This is a genomic window from Treponema vincentii, from assembly GCF_018336815.1.
Lineage (GTDB): Bacteria > Spirochaetota > Spirochaetia > Treponematales > Treponemataceae > Treponema.
This window is the reverse complement of sequence record NZ_CP050497.1, coordinates 2,270,353-2,291,819: the sequence shown is the minus strand read 5'-3', so window position 1 is coordinate 2,291,819 and position 21,467 is coordinate 2,270,353. Positions and strand designations below refer to the sequence as shown.

The following is a 21,467-nucleotide window of genomic DNA, read 5'->3' as shown; positions in this document are numbered from 1 at the left end:
TGGACAAGGATGTCCATCAGCTGATGAGAGTTTTTAAAACTCATCAAAAGAAACGTCGTCCTGCTTTACAGGGGTATCGCTTCCTTCGGGGACATTTTCTATGTTTTTAACGGCCGATGTATTTGAATCGAATTCATCGTATTTGTCATAGTCGGCTTTTAATTCTTCTACAAGTTGTAAAAGTGCTTTTTCGTCTAATGCTTTTAAAACATCTTGACATTGTGCGGGTGAAATTGCAATCCGTATTGCAGGGCAGTTAGCGCCGTCGCTCGCTTGCGTTGTCGCATTGGCAAGAATGAAATACGGTCGCTGCGGAGTAATAAACTGATAATCGAACCGCAACGTTGGGAGCGCTTCATGTGCTCCACCGAATAATCCCCACGTCATTACGACATTGGTTTTTCCAAATGCTCCTTTTTTCTTTGCACCTTCAAGAGTCAGTGTTTTATCTGCGAAGGCTGCGAGGTATTGTTCAATAGCATCCCGTAGAAGTACACGCTCTTTCTTTTTTAAGGAAATCCAAATATTATCTCCCATCATTTTATGATGGAATTTAACAGTGTTGGTTGACGGCTCAAAAACAAAGCTGATGTCGCGTGGCAGTAAATCGTTGGAATAACGTTTTACTATATTGAGATGCAGTACACCTAACGACTGAACCGGATAATTGCCGAGGAAGTCGGGATCATGCTTTTTTGACGTAGAGGCACAGGCACCGCTCAAAAGGACAATACCGAGCGTTGCAAGCAATAAACACAGGGGGGTAATACGTTTCATAATAACTCCTATAAAAACTTGAGCTAAAAAGCTATGCAAGGATTAGTTAGACGGCACTTTTTAGCATATCTTTTTATCCCGCATTGTACGGAAAACATTCTCTTAATGCAAGGTCTTTGCATCGATGTCTTTGCATCGATGTCACAGGGTAAACGCATCAGGTGAGTAGGTAAAAACCAGTGAATATCATTATGTGCTGCAAGCTCGGAGTTTTTCCATAAAGCGTTTTTTATTGACAATTGCCCGTACATGGGTGCCGCTGCCGATAATTCCTCTATCGTTTGATACTTCCGCTTTAAAAGTCAAGAATTTTCCATTCTCACTGATGTCTATCAGTTCGGTATGGACATACACTTTCATCCCTTCAAGGGTTGCTGCAGTATGTTGAATGTCAACTTTTACCCCGACCATCGTATATCCTTCTTCCAAGAATGGAAGTACGCTGAGTGCTGCAGTCCGCTCAATTTTTAAAACCATGTTCGGCGTCGAAAACACCTCAAGCGTATCGTCACCGTCTTGACTGGCCAACATTTCTTTTGTAACGGTAAAGCAAGTATCTCCTTTAATTCCGACTTTCATATCAACCTCCTACACCTACTACTTTATTGCACCGGCGGTCATTCCCTTAATAAAATACTTACTCATAAATAAATAGAGAATCATCATCGGTAAGATGGCTACAGTTAATCCGGTAAAGAGGAGCGTCCAGTTGGTACTGTGCTGACCGAAAAAGGTACTGAGGCCGACCGGTAGGGTTTTCAAACTTCTATTATGTAAAAAGACGAGCGGGAAAAAGAAGTCGTTCCAAATAGGAACCGCATTGTAGATGGTTACCAACGCAATCCCGGGTGCGATGACCGGCATCATAATTTTGCTGTAAATTGCAAAGTCGTTACATCCGTCGATTCGCGCAGCATATTCAAGGTCTGCCGGAATAGCCTTAAAGAAACCGGAAAGGATAAATATCGTCGAGGGAATACCCATTGCAGTAAAAATGAAGATAACCGACAAAAAGTTATCCATAAGCCCAAGTTTTCTGATAATCATAAAAAGCGGGATAATAGCGGCTTTGAGCGGCAGCATAATACCGCTTAAAAAGATCATATACAGCAGGGTATTCCCTTTGAACACGTAGCGGCTGATAGCATAAGATGCCATTGAACCGAACAGCAGCACTAATACCATAGAGGATACCGTTACGATGATGCTGTTGAGAAAAAAGGTGCAAAACCCCATATCAATCCAAACCCGTTTGTACGAAGAAAAATCGGGATTTGCCGGTAAGGCGAACGGGTGTTGGAGAATCTCCCGTGTGGGTTTTAGCGAGGATATGACCATATTAAAAAGCGGATACGCAATCAAAATAACATAGACAATCATCAGTATTAAAATACCGCCGATTACAAGGCTCTTTATCGGAGAGGCAGTTTTAATGCGCCAATTCATGTTCATACCTGTGTCTCCTTTGCTTTTCCGATTGCGACGGATACGAGCGAAATACAAAAGGTCATAATGTAGATTATAACAGCGATGGTACTGCCGATACCGATTTCGGGGTTACCCGTATCGACCGAACCGAAGGCTGTGCGGTAAAAAAGCGTACCGATGGTGTCGGTGCTGTAGTTCGGTCCGCCGCCGAGGTCGGTCATGGTGTATATCTGTTCAAAAACATTTAAGCTGCCGATGACGGTTAGTACCGTGATAACCGTTATGGATGGAATGATGAGTGGAAATATGATTTTCCAAAATAAGCCTACTTCGCTTACGCCGTCTATGTATGCGGCTTCGATACAGCTTTGATCGATTGAGTCGATGGCTGCAAGGAATACGAGTGAAGGAAAGCCTACCCAGCGCCAAATGTTGGTTGCGATAATGGCAAAGGTTGCCGTGCTTTCATCGCCGAGCCATGCCCGCCGGAGAGAGGAGAGGTCGATGAGGTTCAAAAAGCTGTTGACAAGTCCGTCGCTCTTTAAATACATACCCCACAAAAAACCGACCGCTACAATGGAAAAAAGTACCGGTATAAAAAACACGCGCTTAAAAAAGCCATGCCCTGCAATCTTTCTACTTAATGCATACCCGAACAGCAATCCGAGGCTGTTTTGAATGAGCATCGTACAACAGAACCAGATGCCGTTGTGCTTTAACGCATTCCAAAAGCGTTCATTATACGGAAAGGTAAAAAACAACTTTTTAAAATTACCCAATCCGGTGAACGAGCCGCGGAGTAGCTGATTCCAGTCAAAGAAACTGTTGAACAGGCTCATCAAAAGCGGCAGTAAAATAAAAACGCTGACAATGAGCAGCGCAGGCGTTACGAAAAACGCAATCCATAAAAATTTACTTGTTTTTGATGTTATCATACTTTCATATTATCCATGGCGCCTGCCTTCCTTTTGTGCGAAATTTTAAGGAAATAAAATTTCGCACATTTTTCCAGCAGACGGGTGAACACATCAGGCAAATAGATCAAATTCCGCAAAATAATTGGGGCTGTGAGACCATTTGAACCGCTAAGCGGTTCAACTCTGGTTGAATAGCCCCAATTATTTTGCGGGAGTAAAAAGATAATCTGATGTGTTCACCCGGAAGCCCCTATTTTTGAAAAGGTTTATAGTAGGTAGCGATACCGGTTTGTACGTTCTTACAGGCTTGTTCTGCAGTTAACGTACCTGCCAAATACCCCTGTCCTGCGGCCTGCCACAGTGCCGAACCGGTCGGCTGCTCATAGCGGAACGGAACGAGGAAGATATAGCTGGTGCTGTTTTTCATCATCGTGATGACTTTTCCGACAAACGGATCCAACGAGGTATCAACACCAGGGGTTGAGCTGATCATTTTAAGATCGGAGATCAACATATTGCCTACCTCGGTAGATCCGAGAAATTGCAGGAAGGTGAGCGCCGCTTCTTTATGCTTGGTTCCGGCATTGACTGCCCAGTTCATATCGGCATAGAAGGTAACATACTGTTTTCCTGCCGTTGTACCCGGTACGGGGAACGCATCGAAATCAAGGGAAGGATTGTTCGCCTTAAAGGTACCGGCTTCATACGAACCGCCGATCATGTGTGCGGCCATTTCGTTCATAAAAGCGCCTTGAATGTCGGTATAGCCGACACCGGTGAACAGTTCCGGCATATAGGGGCGTAAGGCGCCGATTCTTTTAACCGCATCGACAAAGCGGGGATCTTCGAAGGTGGTTTTACCGGCAACGACTGCATTGAAAAAGTCGTTAGCGCCGTAGAAATTGGGGCCGACGCCTCCTAACAGCGTTTCTACCGTCCATCCGTCTTTTGAACCGTTTGCAAGCGGGGTAATTCCGTTCTTCTTGCATACTTCAAGATTGGAAATAAATTCATTCCATGTTGTCGGAACTTTTAATCCGAGTTTTTTATAGATGGCTTTGTTGTAATAGCAGAAGATCGCTTGGCTTAACGCAGGTAGACCGTATATTTTTCCGTCTTTAACGCTCCGTGCTCCCTGCTTTGCCGGTTCGGAATAGTCTTTTAAATTGGGGATAAGGTTGTCGAGCGCAAGGAGATATCCGCTGTCCGCAAGGGTCTGTAAACCGCCGTAGGCTCTGCCCATAAAGACATCCGGTCCGCCGCCGCCTTGCAGCGATGCGCTTACAATCGTGTTGTACTCGGTGTTTTTGATGGCGGTTTGTTTTACGGTGATGTTCGGGTGCTTTTTTTCAAAGGCTTTAATCACCTTTTCATAGAATTCGACATCCTCGGTACGCCATGTCCAAAATTCCAGCGTAACTTTCTCGCCGGAACCGGTGCCTTTTTCATTTGAACCCATGGCTGTTAATGCCAACGGTGTCAAGAGAAAAAACGCTGCCAAAGCTGCAATGATTTTATTTTTCATCATTTGCCTCCTTTTTTTAGGTATCTCTAAAAATTCGGTTGGATTTTTAGAGGTTTTCCTATTTTAACCGATTTTAAAAAAACGGTTAATAACCTTTTTAATTCCGCTGTCCCACAGCGCCCATTCGTGCCCACCTGCGCTTTCTTCATAATAATGCGCGATGCCGTTTTCCAGTAAAAAACGGTGGAAGTCGCGGTTGACACCGATTAAACTGTCCGATGTGCCGCATTCAAGGGAGAGCCGTGGGTATACTTTTCTTTGCATAGATTTTTTCATTTTGAGTACCGCATTTTTATACTCGCTTTCCATATTCTCTATGCTGCCGAATATGCCCTCCGCCCATTCGGGGGTAAAGACGGGATGTTCGGGTGAAAGCTGCTCCCGCGTCAAGAAAGCGGAGGAAATGCCCGCGGCGGCTCCGAAGTTTTGCGGATACAAACACGCTGCTCGTATCGCTCCGGCTCCTCCCATCGAAAGTCCCGCGATAACGGTATCGTCCCGCTCCGCTGAAAGATGAAACAGTCTCCGTGTCAGTCGTATCAGCTCGTCCCCGGCAAAGGCGCCATATTGCTGCCCGGGAAGTTTACCGTCGATATAAAACGCATTTTCCGCCGTCGGCATGATGACGGCAATATGCTTTTCCGTTGCGTAGCGCCGTATGTTTGTGAGCGTGAGCCAGTCCGTATGGCAGCCGTATAACCCATGCAGCAGATAGAGCGTTTTGAGCGGACGGTTTTCCTGCGCCTGCGGCTTGTTACCGGAGGCATCGGGTGCGCTGTCCTCCGCCGGAATAATTGCGCACAGTGAAACCGGACGCATAAATGATTGTGCAAAAACTTCGGTATAAACAAGTGCCATGGTACTTTTCTTATCGCATCTAAAGCTTAAGGAAACTGTCTAAAAACTTCAGTTTTTGGACAGCCCCATTTTCCTATCATTTTCAAATTTTTTTTACAGCGCAGCCTTATAAATTGCAAGAACATCAGCTGCCGTTAAGGTTTGGAAACCGCGGATTTTTCCGCTGCGGCTCCGGTGCATCACAGCAGCTTCGGCCATCTCTTTAAGATGTTCTTCACCGATCCCCACTTCGTGCAGCGTCATCGGAATGCCGAGCGATGCAAAAAATTCCGACGTCTTATCGATAGCGGCGTTTGCTGTTTTGTATACGTCCGCATCTGCGGGCAATCCCCACACATTGATGCCGTATTCGGCAAGCTTATGTACGGTATTGTCGTTCAATACGTGCCGCATCCAGTGGGGGGTCAGGATTGCAAGTCCTACTCCGTGTGTAATGTCGTAAAAGGCGCTCAGTTCATGCTCCATCGGGTGAGCCGACCACATCGTCATCTTTCCGCAACCTAACAAACCGTTGATTGCCCATGTTCCTGCCCACATCAGATTGGCGCGGGCGTCATAATTATCGGGGTCATTCAGCGCAATGGGTCCGTAATGGATACAAGTCTTGAGTACCGCTTCGGCGAACCGGTCTTGTAAGTAAGCCCCATCGTCCAACGAAAAATAACTTTCAAAGGTATGGCTCATAATATCCGCAGTACCGGCAGCCGTATGCGCTTTGGGTACCGAAAAGGTGTAGCACGGATCCATCACGGAGAACTTAGGCATTACAAGCGGAACTTCAAAGCCGAGCTTTTCCTTGGTTTTAAAGTTAGTAATAACGGCTCCGCAATTCATTTCGGAACCCGTCGCTGCAAGGGTTAAGACAGTACCGAGCGGGAGGACGTTCTCCGCTGATGCCTTCCGGGTAACAATGTCCCACGGGTCGCCGTTATAGTGCGCACCGGCAGCGATTGCCTTAGCACAATCGATGGAACTTCCGCCGCCGACAGGAAGGATAAAATCAAGCTTATGTTCCCGTACCAGCGCGATTCCTTTTTCAACTTCTTCTATCCGCGGGTTGGGAGAAATGCCGGATAGTTCCGCATAAAAAATACCTTTTGATTTTAACTGTGCGGTTATCGTATCGTAAAGGCCGATTTTCTTGATACTCCCGCCGCCGTAACAGAGTAACACCCTATTGCCGTATTTTACTATCTCATCGGCAAGCCCTTCGACACTGCCTTTCCCGAACAGTATCTTTACCGGTACATCAAAAACAAAATTAAACATTATAGCCTCCCTCTGGCAATCTTTTAGTTAGTATAGTGAGATAAAGTTTATCATAGATTAGATGATTATGCTATCCTGCGGTATTTTCCGTGGTTTTCTGCTGTTTTTAAAAGTTAATGCTGTTCTAGCAACTCCGTTATCACCTCACCGATATCTCCGTTGATGCAAATTGAACGCTGCTCGATTTCTTGCGGTGAAAACGCCTCTCCGTAATTGATGCACACGTAGACCGACTGCGGATTATGTGCCGCCATGTGTTGGAACGGATATTTGATAATCCCGGGTGTGTTTGCTCCAACGCCGAGTTCTAAAAAGAGGATGCGGCTGTTTTTGTATGCCGTAAGAAAATCGGCATGGCGTTTGGCGGCAATTTGCCAACCGGCATCTTCGACAAACGTATCATCCGCTCGCAGATTCATATTCATCGGCTTGCCGCATACCGGGCAGTACGGAATCAATTCTTTAGGAATCTTCATATTGTGCTGCTGCTTATACATTGCCCGCACCAAATAATTGGAATCAATCGCCTCTGCAATTTATTTTTCAAGCACCTCGGTTTTCCAATCCTTAATCGTCCTCGTTTCTTCACTGAAGCTCGTCCCAATCAGCACAATCTTTTTTCCCTCTGTCTTATACTTTGCGATGTAGTTTTGCTTTTGTATTTGCGCGATTGCATCTTCCGCACTGCCATTTCCGGAGAGTTTAAACTCGAAGATATACACAGCATCCACTGTTTGTACAATACAATCAGTCCGTCCTGTCGAACACTGCACTTCCGTCTGCACAAACTGCCCCATCAGTGCAAAGATAAGGTACACCGCAGTCTGATAGTTTTGCTCCCGCAGCTTGCTCAAAGATGTACATCCGTGTACATCTTTGAGCTGCAAGTTTGCATGGCAAACTTGTTTCTGCATGGAACCATCGCCATCCATGGCGATTCTGATTGTGAGGTTTCCTTCGCTAATATCATACGGTATGCTTGAGATAATCGCTTGCATCCGTTCCATAAAAGAGTCAACTTTCCCCTCACGGATGTCTTGTACAAACTGCCATACCGACTTGCCTGTATCACCGAGCGGTAAACCTGAATACGCTGGTAAAAGATTATGCAAAAAACCGTACCGTACCTCATTATTCGGAAAGCCCAGCCGATACAGCCGTACATCTTTTATATATTCTTTGATAGTCAGGTATCCCGCTTGAAACAGAATAGGAAGCGTATCCTGTGCTACCGCCCGATAGGTTTGCAAGCCTTCTTCATCAAGTTCAATATTTCCATCCAAGTCAGGAATAAAGTAGTGTGTTTCTTTGAGGTAATTGACCAAAAACGTCGGCGTTCCCGTTTCAAACCAGTAGCTTCCGAATCGCTCCTTTGCAAACGCATTTAATAAGCTAAACGGATTATACATGCCTTCCCCTGCAGGTGAAAAACAGTATCCGTCATACCATTGCTGCAAGGCGGTCAATGTTTCCTGATAGGTTAAGCTTTGCTCATCGGCAAGCACTTGTATTTCAGGTTGAAAATTTGCTTCCAATTCTTTTTGGGTGATTCCGCAAATGCCTGCATAGTGTTTTTCCAGTGATATATCCCGGAGATTATTCAAATCGCTAAAAATACTGATTTTGCTGAATTTGGTAACGCCGGTGAGAAAGGCAAAGCGGATATATTCATCGCAGGTTTTAATGACGGAGTAAAATGCTTTGAGTTCGTTTCGGTATTGCTCATTCAATGCTTCATTTACACCCATCGTTTGCAAAAGCGGTTTGTCGTATTCGTCTACCAGAATAACTACTTGCTTGCCGGTCTGCTGATATGCACGTTGTATAATCCCAGCAAAACGGAGCGCAAAGTTTTGTTCAGATGGTTTAGAACCATAAAGCTCTTCCCATTTGCATAGATGATTATTGAGATTGATACTCAAATCATCAGTGGCAGCATAGTTACCGGTATTAAAGTCCAGATACAATACCGGATATTCCTGCCATGCACTTCGGTTTTCTTGAGCAGCCTGTTCTTCCTCAGCTTTTTCGAGGTACAGTCCTTTGAATAGCTCTTTTTGCCCGAGAAAGTACGCAGATAATGTAGAGAGAAAGAGGCTTTTCCCAAACCGCCGCGGACGGCTAAGAAAATAAACACGACTGCTTGTTACTAATTGAGTGATATACTCCGTCTTATCTACATAGAGATACCGGTCATTCCGTAACACCTTAAAACTCTGTACGCCGATCGGCAATTTTCGTGGAAAGCTCATACAGTAACTATAGCAGGATTTGTCTTCTCTGACAATTTCGATGTTTCTCCCAGCTCTTTCTAAAAGTCAAATGGCATAAAAATCGGTACGCGGTCGGAAAGAACAGGCATTAGTATATGATAATCTAGAACTTTCCGCATGAATAGCGGTTCCAAACAAGTATCAACTTATGTACCTACTAACGCAGAACACGTTTCATAGCGTTTTTTCAGATCAAAAGGATGGGGCGGGCAATTCATGGGGATGTCCCAAAAGTTGGTTACTTTCGGGATATCCCCGTCGAGTTTAAAATTAAGTCTTTATACAGTAATGACTTAATTTTAAACGTCGCATCTAAATCTAAGGAAACTGTCCAAAAACTGAAGTTTTTGGACAGCCCCATGAATTGCTTATGCGGCAGGTCGATTATGTAATCGAAGCGTCGTAGATACTCTTAATCGCAGCAGCGAGCGTTTTGTCGAATTCTTCTTGCGACTGTTGTGCGCGGAGATCTTCAGCAAGGGCACGGGAGAAGCTTGCAATCATGCCGTGGTTCTTTGCCAGCAGGGCATTGGCTTCTTCTCTGCTGTAGCCGCCCGAAAGCGCAACGACACGCACAACCTGCGGATGGTCGATAAACTCTTTATACAGGTCTGCCTGCGTCGGGATACTCAGTTTGAGCATAATCAATACATCCTTCGGCAATTTTGCAATGTGGTCGTGAATTTCTTGTTTTAGAATATCTTCGCACTTTGCTTTATCGGGGCTGTGAATGTCTACTTCCGGCTCGATAATCGGTACTAATCCATGCTTTGCAATCTGTAGCCCGATTTCGAACTGCTGGTCGATAACTTTTTTGATACCGGCCGGATTTGCTTCCTTTATCACAGAGCGCATTTTTGTACCGAAGATATGCTTCTGTACAGCGCGCTGCAGCAATGCTTCCAAATCGGGCATCGGCTTCATCATCTGAACACCTTCAGCTAAGTCTGCAAGTCCCTTATCGACCTTTAGGAACGGAAGAACGCCGCGTTTATCCCACAGGTAATCTGCCGTAGGAATGCCTTCGATATCGCGATCCATCGTTTGTTCAAAAAGAATAGCGCCGAGAATGTGTTTTTTATCGAATTCTTTGCTGGTGATAATCCGCGTGCGCATGGCATGCACCATATCAAACATCTCTTTTTCATTGGAGTAGGCATCTTTCCCGACACCGTAGGCAGCTAAGGCCTTAGGTGTGCTACCGCCGCTCTGATCAAGGGCTGCGATAAATCCTTTACCGGTGTGCATCCGTTCTATTTTTTGCTTGTCCATCATAAAACCTCCTGCAAAATAGCATTCTTTAAAATTGAGCATAATTTAGCATTTAAAACTAAACTCTATCTATTAGTATATCTTATGAATGTGAAAAACGCTAGCCTAGCTTCACATATTCGGATTTTCGGCATATAATTAGCACATACGAGGATAATATATGCAAAAAGTTTATGTGGATAGTTTTTTTCAAACTATGGAATTTCATATCCATCGTGATATACGTGAAAAATGCCGTTTTTCAAAAACGCTCTTTTCATCGACGGGGAATGTAATTATACGGAATATCAACGATGTTTATGCCTTTACTTTTCAGTATAACGAGGTTGTCGAGTCGGGCGCATTCGGGATGCCGGTGCATCCAGAACAGTATTTAAAAGCAGGACAACTGAATGCGATGGGGCTCATCGACGAAATATTCCATTATATGTGCCGCCTCTACCGGCGGGATGTACGCGCCGATTTTTTTAGTAGCGGGTATGACTTTGTGCAAGCGGAACTTGCAAAGGAACAGTTGCCCGATCTCGACGATTTATTACTCGAATTTTGTATCGAATTTCCTCCTGCTGAGGTTTACGGCGGGACGATGACGGTTGAAGATTGGTTCTGTAATACCGATCCGGTATCGGGTATCGAAAATAAATACCGTGCGTTTGAAGAACTCATTTTGTGTAAACTGGCAAATGAAAATCCCGCATTTCAGCCCTTTTACCCTCTTTTTACCGATGAACAGCTTGCAGCGAATCCTTCGTATAATTGTTTTTGGGACAGCCTTTGTGAATGGGCGTCTCAAAACGAAGTATTCGGTCCTGAAAAAATCGATCTGATTTCGTTGCTTAAAGCCCCCGTTTCTTATGCACCGTTTAGCTTGAAGGGGCAGCTTGAATATATCAAAATGCACTGGCTTGATTTGCTCGGCGAATTTATCGGTAGGCTCTTAACAAGTCAGGATATCCTTTCAGAAGAGGAGAAAGCTGCTTGGCAGGGCGGTGGCGGCGCTGGCGGACACGATGCTTATCATTTTGAAGATCTGACGCAGGAATATGAACGGTTCAGCGCTGACCGGGAATGGATGCCGAATGTTGTGATGATTGCCAAAAGTACACTGGTATGGTTGGATCAACTCAGCAAAAAGTATCAGCGCTCTATCACTCGCCTCGATCAAATTCCCGATGAGGAGCTTGTATTCCTTGCAGAAGCAGGCTTTAATGCGCTGTGGCTTATCGGAGTGTGGGAACGTTCCCCTGCAAGTGCGCGGATTAAACAGATATGCGGAAATTTGGAAGCGGCAGCGAGTGCGTACAGTTTGACGGATTATGAGATAGCCGGAGATATCGGCGGATGGGAAGCGCTTGAAAATCTGCGCAGACGTGCGGGTGCGTGCGGTATTCGGCTTGCCGCGGATATGGTGCCGAATCATACCGGCATAGATTCAAAATGGGTCATTGAGCGGCCTGATCTTTTTATACAAACCCGCGAAAGTCCTTTCCCGGGCTATAATTTTGACGGAGAAAATCTTTCTCACGATTCCCGTGTCGGGATTTACCTCGAGAACCATTACTATTCAAAAACGGATTGTGCGGTGGTGTTTAAACGGGTCGATCACTATACCGGCGATACACGGTATATTTATCACGGGAACGACGGAACGGGTCTGCCGTGGAACGATACCGCTCAAATTGACTTTCTCAATCCTGAAGCCCGTGAAGAAGTTATCAGGAAGATTTTGCACGTTGCGCGGAATTTTCCGATTATCCGCTTCGATGCGGCAATGGTGCTGGCAAAAAAGCATATCCGGCGGCTGTGGTATCCTGAGCCGGGTCGGGGAGGAGATATCGCAAGCCGTTCTCGCTTTGCGCTTTCCACAGAGGAGTTCCAAAAGCGGCTGCCCGAAGAGTTTTGGCGTGAGGTAGTAGACCGCTGTGCAGTTGAAGCTCCCGATACCTTGCTGTTAGCCGAAGCCTTTTGGATGATGGAGGGGTATTTTGTTCGCACGCTTGGAATGCACCGTGTGTATAATTCCGCATTTATGAATATGCTGAAGAAAGAAGATAACGCAAAATACCGGATGACTATCAAGAATACCCTCGAGTTCGATCCGCAAATATTGAAGCGCTATGTCAATTTTATGAACAATCCCGATGAAGAGACCGCTGTCGCACAGTTTGGGCGGGATGATAAATATTTCGGCGTTTGTACTATGCTGGTTGCGATGCCGGGGTTGCCGATGTTCGGGCACGGACAAATTGAAGGCTTTGAAGAAAAATACGGTATGGAATACCGCCGCGCTTATTACGATGAGCAGGTGAACATCGGTCTTGTGGAGCGGCACCGTCGGGAAATTTTCCCGCTGATGCGGCAGCGCCGTTTGTTCTCCGGTGTAGAGAATTTCCTGCTCTATGATTTTTGGACGGACGGGCAGGTAAACGAAAATGTCTTTGCGTGGTCGAACGTGTACGGCGATTCCCGTTCTCTCATCCTCTATAACAACAAATATGAACGGGCTGCAGGCTGGATCAATATGTCCGCCGCTTATGCCGTTAAAGGCTCCGGTGATGAAAAACAGCTGGTGCAACGGACGCTTGCGCAGGGGTTACAGCTGACGGTTACCTCGAATCGGTTTGTGATTTTTCAGGAGCAGCATTCAAAATTGTGGTTTATCAGAAAAAGCATTGAAATTGCGGAGCGCGGTTTGTTTGTCGCCTTAAACGGTTTTGAAACGCAAGTGTTTTTGAATATTCATGAGGTAACCGACACTCCGGATGAACTATATCGGAAACTGTACGAAAAGCTCAAAGGCAGCGGGGTTGCGGATGTCGCAATGGGTATCAACGAGATCAAATTTAAAAAGCTCTACGATTCGCTTGCTGCATGTGTTTCTGAGGAGATATTGGAGAATTGTATTCAACTGGTAAAGGATTGTAAGCATACCGAAAACCGACACGCGACGGAAGCTCATATCCAATCGTTTATCAACAAGCTTGAACCGTTAGCCGCTGCTTTCCTGACCGCTTTAGATGAAACATATCGTAGTAATCAGGCCGAGCAATTTCTCGCGGCAGGGATTCCGGCAGCTAAAACATCCGTCAAGCGGTTGTTGACGCTGTTCCGTGCACGTATGTACCGGTTGCTCCTCTGCGCCTCAGGTTTACTGATACAAGAAATGCCGTTGACTGCGGCAACCTCTGCCGTAACCGTATTTATTCATAAAATGTGCGGAACGGCCTCTCAGCTTTTCGTATCGTTCGGTTCGGTATTTTTGATGGCTGTTGAAGATATTGCCGTTTATTACAAGATGGAGGAAAATATCGGAAGGCTTTTTGCCTTTTTGCACCTCGAAGAAAAACTTACGACGCTGATTCGTTCGACCGGTTTTGATATCGATCCTATTGAAAATAAAGCCGATACGGTAAAGTACCTCTATTATGTGCACAATGCCCGCGGAAAAAAATCTATCCGGCGAACCGGTATTGTCCATCGGATGGCGCAGGATCCCAATGTTATTATCCGTCTCCATATTCACGAATGGGACGGCATTAAGTGGTTTAACCGTGAAGCGGCGGAATTGATTGCCGACGATATGGCAGCGATGCTCTTTCTTTCTGCCGCACGGCCGGTTACACAGGCAGAGTGCATTCAGAAAACAGCCGCTTCAGTAGAAAAATACTGCCGCTTTGATGCGGAATTTTCTGAGGCAATCCACAAGTCGGGATACCAAGTAGATCGGTACCTCAAGCTCTTTGCCGGTACGCTAAAGTAGTGCGGTTGATTCGTGCAAGGTATGTGAAATCAAAATGAAAAAGTATTGTTTTTTTCTCTTATTGGTGCTGACGCTTGCTTCCTGTGAGCCTGCCGTCAGAAAAGAAAGTCGCACCGTGTTTGCGCTTGGTACGGTGTGCAGTATCCAACTATTTACGGAAAAACCGCAGGCGGAAGCCGACGCCGTATTACAGACCTGTACACACCGGCTTGAAGAGCTGGAACGGCATTTAAGCGCAAATGCCGAAATCTCCACGCTTATCGATATCAATAAGGCGTCCGGCGTCTCTGCGGTTAATGTACCGGCGGATATCTATCCGCTGTTTGAACGGGCTGTTTTTTTTGCCGAAAAAAACGGATGGTGCCTTTAATCCCGTGATCGGCGGGGTTGTGAAGCTCTGGAACATCGGCTTTGAGAATGCACGGAAGCCCGAAGATCGGGATATTCAGGCGGCGCTTTCTCGTACCGACTATAGGGATATACAGCTGACAGGCTCAGCGGTTTTTCTTAAAAAGGCAGGGATGAAGCTTGACCTCGGGGCGATTGCGAAAGGGTTTGCCGCCGACGAGCTTACCCGTATTGTACGGCAGGCTGGGATTTTACACGCCGTAATCGATATCGGCGGTACTATTTCCGTTGTGGGAAAGCGGCCGGACGGCAAGCGCTGGAATATCGGTATCCGCGATCCGCGTGTTCAGCAGGGGCAACCGATCATTTCCGCCCCGATTGAAAGTCGCAGTATTTCCACGTCCGGCAGCTACGAGCGGTATTTTGAGCAGGACGGCGTCCGCTATCATCATATTATCGACCCTGCAACCGGATATCCGGTACGGAATAATGTGATAGCGGTATCAGTTTTTTCCGATTCGGCAACCGACGCGGACGCTTTGTCGACGGCATGCTTTGTGCTCGGCTATGAGAAGGCGGTAAAGCTGCTTGCGGAAATCCCCTGTGCGGAAGCGCTCTTTATCTTTGGCGATAACAGCATCCGTACAACCGGCAGCCTTGAAAAAAATATTATGATTTTAAATTCCGCTTTCCGCTTTGTGGACAGGGAGTCGTCTCTATGAAAATTATAAAAAAAAGTACCCGCGTGCAAGATATTTTACAGGTGGTAATCCTTTTCGGTTTTGCGCTGTATTGTACCGGTGTCGTTGTTTCCGGCTCGGCATACCGCTATGTGCATGAGCGGCACGTCCCCATGCTGTTGTTTTCCGCAGCGGTGTTTTTTATTATCGGTGTGCTCAAACTTAAAAGCGTTATGCAGGGGTTGCAACCGCATACCTCATTTTTTAATAGCGGATATGCTGCTGTTTTTGACCGGTTTGAGGGAGGAAGCCGTAGCGGGTACGCAGGTGTTTTCGGTCTTGCTGTTTTCGCCGTTGCCTTGGCCGGTATGGTTTCCGCTGCAAAAACCGGTATTGCATTTTCTCAGTTTTCGTATGCGGATTCTTTGGGCACTCAATATACTGCAGCGCCTCCGGCTCAGACAGCTCTAAGTCGAATTGCCCCGCCGCAACTGCCGCTGCAAGACGGACGCATCATTATGGATGACGACACGTTTTCTCTGTGGCTTACCGAACTCTATACCAAACTTGATAAATGGGTAGGTACGGAAATTACGGCAGTCGGCTCTGTTTGGAAAGACAGCGAATTATTTGAGCAGCATGATTTTGCCTTAGCCCGTATGATGATGACGTGTTGCGCTGCCGATATGCAGCCCGTCGGGTTACTTGCGCAGTGGAGCGGCGCTCAGGAACTAACCGACGGCGAATGGGTGGAAATTACCGGAACGCTTTCAAAAAAACCGTATAAAGCCGGATTTGACCCGTACATTATCGTAGCGTCCGTAAAGAAAGTTGATCCGCCGGGGCGGGAATACATTTATCCGTAATCGGTATTTTTTAAAGCTGTACGCGGGCAAGCCCTTCCGCAGCCTCTTTATAATCCTTCCGTATATTGAGCGCCCGTTGAAAGGCCTCCCGTGCGCTTCGTTTATCCCCTGCTTGTTCCCGGGCAAGACCGAGCCGGTACCACCACAGCGAATTGGATGGTTCCAAATGTACCGCCGCAGAGTAAGCGATGTCGGCTTTTTGGTAGCGCTTTGTTAAGCGGTAAATGTCGCCGGTATAAAAATAGGCAACGCTTGCCCGCTCTCCGGTAGGCGCCATGTCGATATAGCGTTCCATTTGACGGAGCGATTCTTTATAATCATTGAGATAAAAGTGAGCTTCGCCTAATGTTTCGATTATGCGTACATCTGATGCAATTTTGAGCGCTTCGTTGCAGGCAGCTACCGTTTCGCGGTATCTATGAAGGCGGAACAGCGACCACGTATAGACGGTGTAGGAGTCCATATTGCGCGGGTTTTGGCGGAGTTCGGCAAGACAGACACTGACTGCCGCTGTGTATGATGCTTTTGCTTCCTCCGCTCGTCCTGCGCTGTCCAAGCTGCGGCCGGTACGGTATAATTTCAGCGCATCCGCCTTTTCTTGTGCATAGATTACTCCCGATACACACGCTAATACCGTAAGGATTACCAAAGCGCGTTTTATAAAACTATACATTTTCTGTTGTATGTTCATTTTATCAACCTCTCTTTCGTAGGGATTGAAAAGCCTCTAAAAATCAATATTTTTAGAGGCTTGTAATTACATTCCTAGAATGCCGGAACAACCTCACCGTTAGGATATTTTTCCATAATATACTTACGTACTTTATCGCTTTGCAGCGCTTTTATCAATGCTTTGATGCGCGGGTCGTTCTCGTTTCCCTGTTTAACCGAAATGACGTTTGCATAGGGAGAATCTTTTCCTTCAACAAGCAAGCCGTCCTTTGCGGCGGAAAGCCCCGCAGGAATAGCATAGTTTCCGTTGATGACGGCGCCTTCAACATCTGCAAGCACGCGTGGAAGTGTGGCCGCTTCAATTTCCTTAAACTGTAAGCTGTAGGGATTTTTGGTAATATCTTGCGGAGTAGCCGCTAAGCCTGCATCCCCGCGCAAGGTGATAATATGAGCGGATTCAAGCAATAGAAGCGCACGGGCTTCGTTTGTCGGATCATTCGGGATGGCAATGGTATCGCCGCTTTTAAATTCTGAGAGGTTTCCGTATTTTTTTGAATACAGCGCAAGCGGCTCAATATGAACGGTTCCTACACTAACCAGATGGTAGCCGTGTTCTTTGTTGAAGCTGTCCATATAGGGAACATGCTGGAAAAAGTTTGCGAATTGTTCGCCCGTTTCAACCGCATCGTTGGGGGTTACATAGTCGGTAAACTCGGTAACCTTGAGCGTAATATTTTCCTTTGCAAGGTCCTCCGTTACAAGCTCTAAGAGCGCTTTATGAGGTTCCGGACTTGCAGCGACAGTCAAAATATTTTGGCTGTTTTCTTTTTTTTGCACAGGAAATCGATAAACTTGCGCAAAAAACTGCACCAAACAGGAATGTAAGTAGTTTTTTCATGGGCAAATCTCCTTTCAATTGGAATGACCGGTAGATTACTATATATCTTTAAGCTCTGTCTAGGGCGATAGAAAGTTAAGCAGTAAAAACTGCTGTTGTTAAAAAGAGCTGTGCAAAGAGAGAAAAATGTTGCAGAAACCCGATATTTCGATTATCATCTATAATATAAATATAAACTCAATTATAACCGAATGTGTTAAGTATTGGAGGAAAACGATGACAATAGATACGCTCAAGCATGTAAAAGCACGTCAATGGGTTGATGAGGTGGCGGCGTTGTGTACGCCGGATAGCGTCTATGTGTGTGACGGTTCGGCAGCCGAGTACGACCGGTTGATGAAAAAATTGGTTGATGTAAAACTGGCAACGCCCGTAAAAAAACGAAAGAACAGTTTTTTATTCCGCTCGGATCCTTCCGATGTTGCGCGTGTGGAAAGCAGAACATTTATCGCTTCAAAAAAAGAAGAGGATGCCGGCCCCACAAATCACTGGACTGACCCCGTTGAACTCAAAAAAACGATGAGCGCTCTGTATAAAGGGTGCATGAAAGGGCGAACCCTCTATGTTATCCCCTTTTCGATGGGACCCGTCGGCTCCGATATTGCAAAAATCGGTATCGAAATTACCGACTCCGAATACGTTGTCTGCAATATGTATATTATGACACGGGTCGGCACAAAGGTACTCGATGCGCTTGGTTCCGACGGCGCATTTGTTCCCTGCCTGCACTCGGTCGGAAAGCCGCTTGAAGCGGGCAAAACCGATAACGGCGTATGGCCCTGCGCTCCGCTGGAACACAAATATATTTCTCACTTTCCGGAAGAGCGGCTGGTCTGGTCGTATGGCTCCGGTTACGGCGGGAATGCCTTGTTGGGTAAAAAATGCTTTGCACTGCGTATCGCTTCCGTGCTGGCGCGGGATGAAGGCTGGCTTGCCGAGCACATGCTCATCTTAAAAATAACCAATCCCGAAGGAAAATCAAAGTATATTACCGGAGCCTTCCCCTCCGCATGCGGTAAAACGAACCTCGCAATGCTTATTCCCACCATCCCCGGATGGAAGGTTGAAACCGTTGGAGACGACATTGCATGGATGAAGTTCGGCAAGGACGGTCGCCTGTATGCCATTAACCCCGAAGCGGGCTTTTTCGGCGTAGCGCCGGGCACTTCCGACCAATCCAACAAGAACGCAATGGAATCGATAAAAGAAAATACCATCTTTACCAACTGCGCCTTGACGGAAGACGGCGATATATGGTGGGAGCAGATCGGATACCCTGCGAAGGGCAAGCTCGTGGACTGGAAGGGTAACACCCGCGATGCGCTCCCGACGGATAAAAGCCCGAAAGGCGAAGAATTTGCGCATCCGAATGCCCGTTTTACCGCGCCTGCCAAGCAATGTCCGGCGATTGCAAACGAATGGGAAGACCCCAAAGGAGTGCCGATTTCCGCATTCTTGTTCGGCGGCCGTCGCCCCAGCACCATTCCGCTGGTACATCAATCCCGCGATTGGAACCACGGCGTATTCCTCGGATCCATTGTCGGTTCCGAAATTACCGCCGCAGCGCTCGATTTAAAAGTCGGCAGTATCCGCCGCGATCCGTTCGCCATGCTCCCCTTCTGCGGGTACAACATGGGCGACTACTTCCAACACTGGATCAACATCGGTAAAAAATCGACGGCGGACAAATTGCCCAAGATTTTCTACGTCAACTGGTTCCGCAAAGATTCTGACGGCAACTTTATCTGGCCCGGCTACGGAGAAAACAGCCGCGTGCTCGCATGGATATTCGACCGCTGCGACGGCAAAGACAATGCCGTAGAAACCGCTATCGGTTGGATGCCTAAAGACGGTGCGATCAATACCGAAGGACTGAACGTGTCGAAGGAACAGATGAAGGAAATCCTTTCGGTAGATGCTGAAGGCTGGAAGAAAGAAATTGCGGATATCCGCGAAAATCACTATCCTAAATTCGGCAATAAACTGCCCAAAGAGCTTACCGAAGCACTGAATACGCTGGAAAAACGGCTCGGCTAATCGTACCTATTTTGTAAAACTGCCGCACAAAGGAGGAACCGCGATGCAAATTTTTGATACTCATGCTCATATCGGATTGCTGTATGACGATCCTCTTGCGCAGTTACGCGCTATTCAAGAAGCAAAACGGGCTTCCGTTGTCAGGATTCTCAGTATTTGCAATAGCCTGCATGATTTCTATTCGGTATATGAAACGCTCAAAACCGATCAGTCGGTGTACCATGCCATCGGCGTGTCTCCGTCGGAGGTAACGGCTCCGGGTAAAGATTGGGCTGTTCAAGTTGAAAAAGGCCTTCAATTGCCCGGCGTTATTGCCGTCGGGGAAACCGGACTCGATTACTACAAAAAGTACGGGGATCAGCGCTCGCAGATTGAGCTGTTTATTACGCAGTTGGAGATAGCGGCAAAAGCGAAAAAGCCGGTCGTTATCCATAACCGGAATGCGGGAAAGGATGTGTTGAATATCCTGTCCGATCGGATACCCGAAGCAGGCGGTATTTTGCATTGCTATTCCGAAGATGCCGAATTTGCGCAGCTCGCGCTTAAACTACCGCTCTATTTCTCGTTTGCGGGTAATCTGACATATCGGAATGCCCGTAACTTGCACGAAACGGTACGTGTGCTGCCGCTTGACCGCATATTGGTTGAGTCCGAAAGTCCGTTTATACCGCCTGCGCCGTACCGGAAGGAGCGTAATATGCCGGCAAATACCGTTGCTACGGTTGAGTTTATGGCGAGGCTTTTAAAGATGGACATGGAAACTTTAGCGGCTCAACTGTGGAAGAACAGCTGTAAAGCATTCAACTTGCCGGAATGAACGAATTGAGTGCAATAGAAACCTGCGGAACCGAAAGCGGGCTGTATCGGCCGGTATCGATAGGGAGTGTAACACTTCCCGGAAATATTTTTTTAGCGCCGGTTGCGGGGTATTCCGACAGGAGTTTTCGGTCTATTTGTGTTGATTGGGGCGCGGATTTTACCTATACTGAAATGGTCTCGTCGGAGGCATACGTCCGCAATTCGGTAAAAACGGAAAAGCTTATCGCCCGTACGCATAACGAGCGGCGGTATGCGGTACAGATATTCGGCGCCAATCCCGACTTCATGGCGGAAACGGCGGTGCGCATCATTGAACGGTATCACCCCGAGTGTATCGATATTAACGCCGGCTGCCCTATGCCGAAAATCACTAAAACGGGGGCCGGCTCTGCATTGATGCGGAAGCCGGAAAAGCTCTACGCGGTGGTTAAAGCGGTTACGGAGGCAGTCGGCAAAACGGAAGCGGTGAAGCGTACCGCCGTCCCCGTAACGGTAAAGATACGCTCCGGATGGTCGCAAGCCGAGCTTACTTGGAAGGAAGCCGCCGCGGCAGCCGTTGATGCAGGCGCCGTTGCGTTGACCATTCATCCCCGTACCTGTGCGCAGTGCTACAGCGGAACAGCAGATTGGGATATTTTGGCGCAGCTGGTTCAGATGATGCGGGGTCGTATTCCCGTATTCGGTTCAGGCGATTTGTTCAGTCCGCAGGCTGCGTACGATATGCTTTCTTCGACTAAATGTGCAGGCGTCATGTTTGCGCGCGGAGCTATGGGCAATCCTTTCATCTTTCGGCAAACACGAGAATTGTTACAAACCGGTACCTATTCCAAAATAACGCCCGCGGATAAAATCGGGACGGCAAAAAAAAAGAACTCATGCTGCTGTGCGAAGAAGTAGGGGAGCATGTAGCCTGCCGCGAGATGCGTAAGCGGTTTGCCGCTTATACCAAGGGAATTGCAGGAGGCGCAAAACTCCGTGAGCAGCTGGTGCAGGCAAGTTCCATACAAGACTATGAAAGGATTTTAGAGAACTACTTTGTAAGCGGTGCAGCCGCAGACCGATAAATAA

General features: G+C 47.0%; 18 protein-coding genes and 1 pseudogene. 7 read left to right on the top strand and 12 right to left on the bottom strand.

What is annotated here, in order from left to right:
- Positions 1-33: 33 nt before the first annotated feature.
- The 10 genes from GWP40_RS10370 to GWP40_RS10325 form a co-directional block, all read right to left on the bottom strand.
- Positions 34-777 carry a hypothetical protein gene (locus GWP40_RS10370; RefSeq protein WP_212565278.1) on the bottom strand — a complete coding sequence of 248 codons (744 nt, stop codon included), beginning with the start codon at positions 775-777 and terminating at the stop codon, positions 34-36.
- Positions 778-966: 189 nt separating this feature from the next.
- Positions 967-1,356, bottom strand: a complete 390-nt coding sequence (locus tag GWP40_RS10365; protein WP_212565277.1) for a thioesterase family protein — start codon at positions 1,354-1,356, stop codon at positions 967-969.
- Between the two features lie 18 nt (positions 1,357-1,374).
- A complete protein-coding gene (locus GWP40_RS10360; RefSeq protein WP_212565276.1) occupies positions 1,375-2,229 on the bottom strand; it encodes a carbohydrate ABC transporter permease in 855 nt (284 codons plus the stop codon).
- Positions 2,226-3,140 carry a carbohydrate ABC transporter permease gene (locus tag GWP40_RS10355; protein ID WP_212565275.1) on the bottom strand — a complete coding sequence of 305 codons (915 nt, stop codon included), beginning with the start codon at positions 3,138-3,140 and terminating at the stop codon, positions 2,226-2,228. The genes GWP40_RS10360 and GWP40_RS10355 overlap by 4 nt, the downstream gene beginning before the upstream one ends.
- 232 nt (positions 3,141-3,372) lie before the next feature.
- Positions 3,373-4,650: an ABC transporter substrate-binding protein gene (locus tag GWP40_RS10350; RefSeq protein ID WP_230974403.1), complete on the bottom strand. Its 1,278-nt coding sequence runs from the start codon at positions 4,648-4,650 to the stop codon at positions 3,373-3,375.
- Positions 4,651-4,710: 60 nt separating this feature from the next.
- A complete protein-coding gene (locus tag GWP40_RS10345) occupies positions 4,711-5,505 on the bottom strand; it encodes an alpha/beta hydrolase (protein ID WP_212565274.1) in 795 nt (264 codons plus the stop codon).
- Between the two features lie 93 nt (positions 5,506-5,598).
- Positions 5,599-6,774, bottom strand: coding sequence for an iron-containing alcohol dehydrogenase (locus tag GWP40_RS10340; protein ID WP_212565273.1), 1,176 nt, complete (start codon positions 6,772-6,774; stop codon positions 5,599-5,601).
- A 113-nt stretch (positions 6,775-6,887) separates the two neighbouring features.
- Positions 6,888-7,250, bottom strand: a complete 363-nt coding sequence (locus tag GWP40_RS10335; RefSeq protein ID WP_230974402.1) for an SIR2 family NAD-dependent protein deacylase — start codon at positions 7,248-7,250, stop codon at positions 6,888-6,890.
- A gap of 60 nt (positions 7,251-7,310) precedes the next feature.
- On the bottom strand, positions 7,311-9,026 hold the full coding sequence (locus GWP40_RS10330; RefSeq protein WP_212565272.1) for an ATP-binding protein: 1,716 nt from the start codon (positions 9,024-9,026) through the stop codon (positions 7,311-7,313).
- Between the two features lie 405 nt (positions 9,027-9,431).
- The gene (locus GWP40_RS10325; protein ID WP_212566599.1) at positions 9,432-10,319 is read right to left on the bottom strand and encodes a fructose bisphosphate aldolase; all 888 of its coding nucleotides are present in this window, start codon (positions 10,317-10,319) and stop codon (positions 9,432-9,434) included.
- 160 nt (positions 10,320-10,479) lie between these two features.
- On the opposite strand from GWP40_RS10325, the gene GWP40_RS10320 reads away from it, so the two are divergent.
- Genes GWP40_RS10320 through GWP40_RS10310 form a run of 4 tightly spaced genes read left to right on the top strand, consistent with a single transcriptional unit; the run spans position 10,480 to position 15,973 of the window.
- On the top strand, positions 10,480-14,079 hold the full coding sequence (locus GWP40_RS10320; RefSeq protein WP_212565271.1) for an alpha-amylase family glycosyl hydrolase: 3,600 nt from the start codon (positions 10,480-10,482) through the stop codon (positions 14,077-14,079).
- Between the two features lie 34 nt (positions 14,080-14,113).
- Positions 14,114-14,449: an FAD:protein FMN transferase gene (locus GWP40_RS12970; RefSeq protein ID WP_230974401.1), complete on the top strand. Its 336-nt coding sequence runs from the start codon at positions 14,114-14,116 to the stop codon at positions 14,447-14,449.
- Positions 14,421-15,149, top strand: coding sequence for an FAD:protein FMN transferase (locus GWP40_RS10315; protein ID WP_230974400.1), 729 nt, complete (start codon positions 14,421-14,423; stop codon positions 15,147-15,149). Before GWP40_RS12970 ends, GWP40_RS10315 begins: the two co-directional genes overlap by 29 nt.
- Complete coding sequence (locus GWP40_RS10310; RefSeq protein WP_212565270.1) at positions 15,146-15,973, top strand: TIGR03943 family putative permease subunit; 828 nt, start codon at positions 15,146-15,148, stop codon at positions 15,971-15,973. The genes GWP40_RS10315 and GWP40_RS10310 overlap by 4 nt, the downstream gene beginning before the upstream one ends.
- 10 nt (positions 15,974-15,983) lie before the next feature.
- On the opposite strand, the gene GWP40_RS10305 is transcribed toward GWP40_RS10310, so the two are convergent.
- Positions 15,984-16,646: a tetratricopeptide repeat protein gene (locus GWP40_RS10305; RefSeq protein WP_371922046.1), complete on the bottom strand. Its 663-nt coding sequence runs from the start codon at positions 16,644-16,646 to the stop codon at positions 15,984-15,986.
- 92 nt (positions 16,647-16,738) lie between these two features.
- Positions 16,739-17,482: a MetQ/NlpA family ABC transporter substrate-binding protein gene (locus GWP40_RS10300; protein WP_414162744.1), complete on the bottom strand. Its 744-nt coding sequence runs from the start codon at positions 17,480-17,482 to the stop codon at positions 16,739-16,741.
- 277 nt (positions 17,483-17,759) lie between these two features.
- Between GWP40_RS10300 and GWP40_RS10295 the strand changes: the two genes are divergently transcribed.
- The 3 genes and pseudogenes from GWP40_RS10295 (at position 17,760) to dusB (ending at position 21,463) form a co-directional block, all read left to right on the top strand.
- Positions 17,760-19,580 (top strand): phosphoenolpyruvate carboxykinase (GTP), encoded by a 1,821-nt coding sequence (locus GWP40_RS10295; protein WP_212566598.1) that lies wholly within the window; start codon positions 17,760-17,762, stop codon positions 19,578-19,580.
- A gap of 43 nt (positions 19,581-19,623) precedes the next feature.
- Positions 19,624-20,397 carry a TatD family hydrolase gene (locus GWP40_RS10290; RefSeq protein WP_212565268.1) on the top strand — a complete coding sequence of 258 codons (774 nt, stop codon included), beginning with the start codon at positions 19,624-19,626 and terminating at the stop codon, positions 20,395-20,397.
- Positions 20,394-21,463, top strand: a pseudogene (gene dusB / locus GWP40_RS10285) (tRNA dihydrouridine synthase DusB). The gene GWP40_RS10290 and the pseudogene dusB overlap by 4 nt, the downstream one beginning before the upstream one ends.
- The last annotated feature ends 4 nt before the right edge of the window (positions 21,464-21,467 follow it).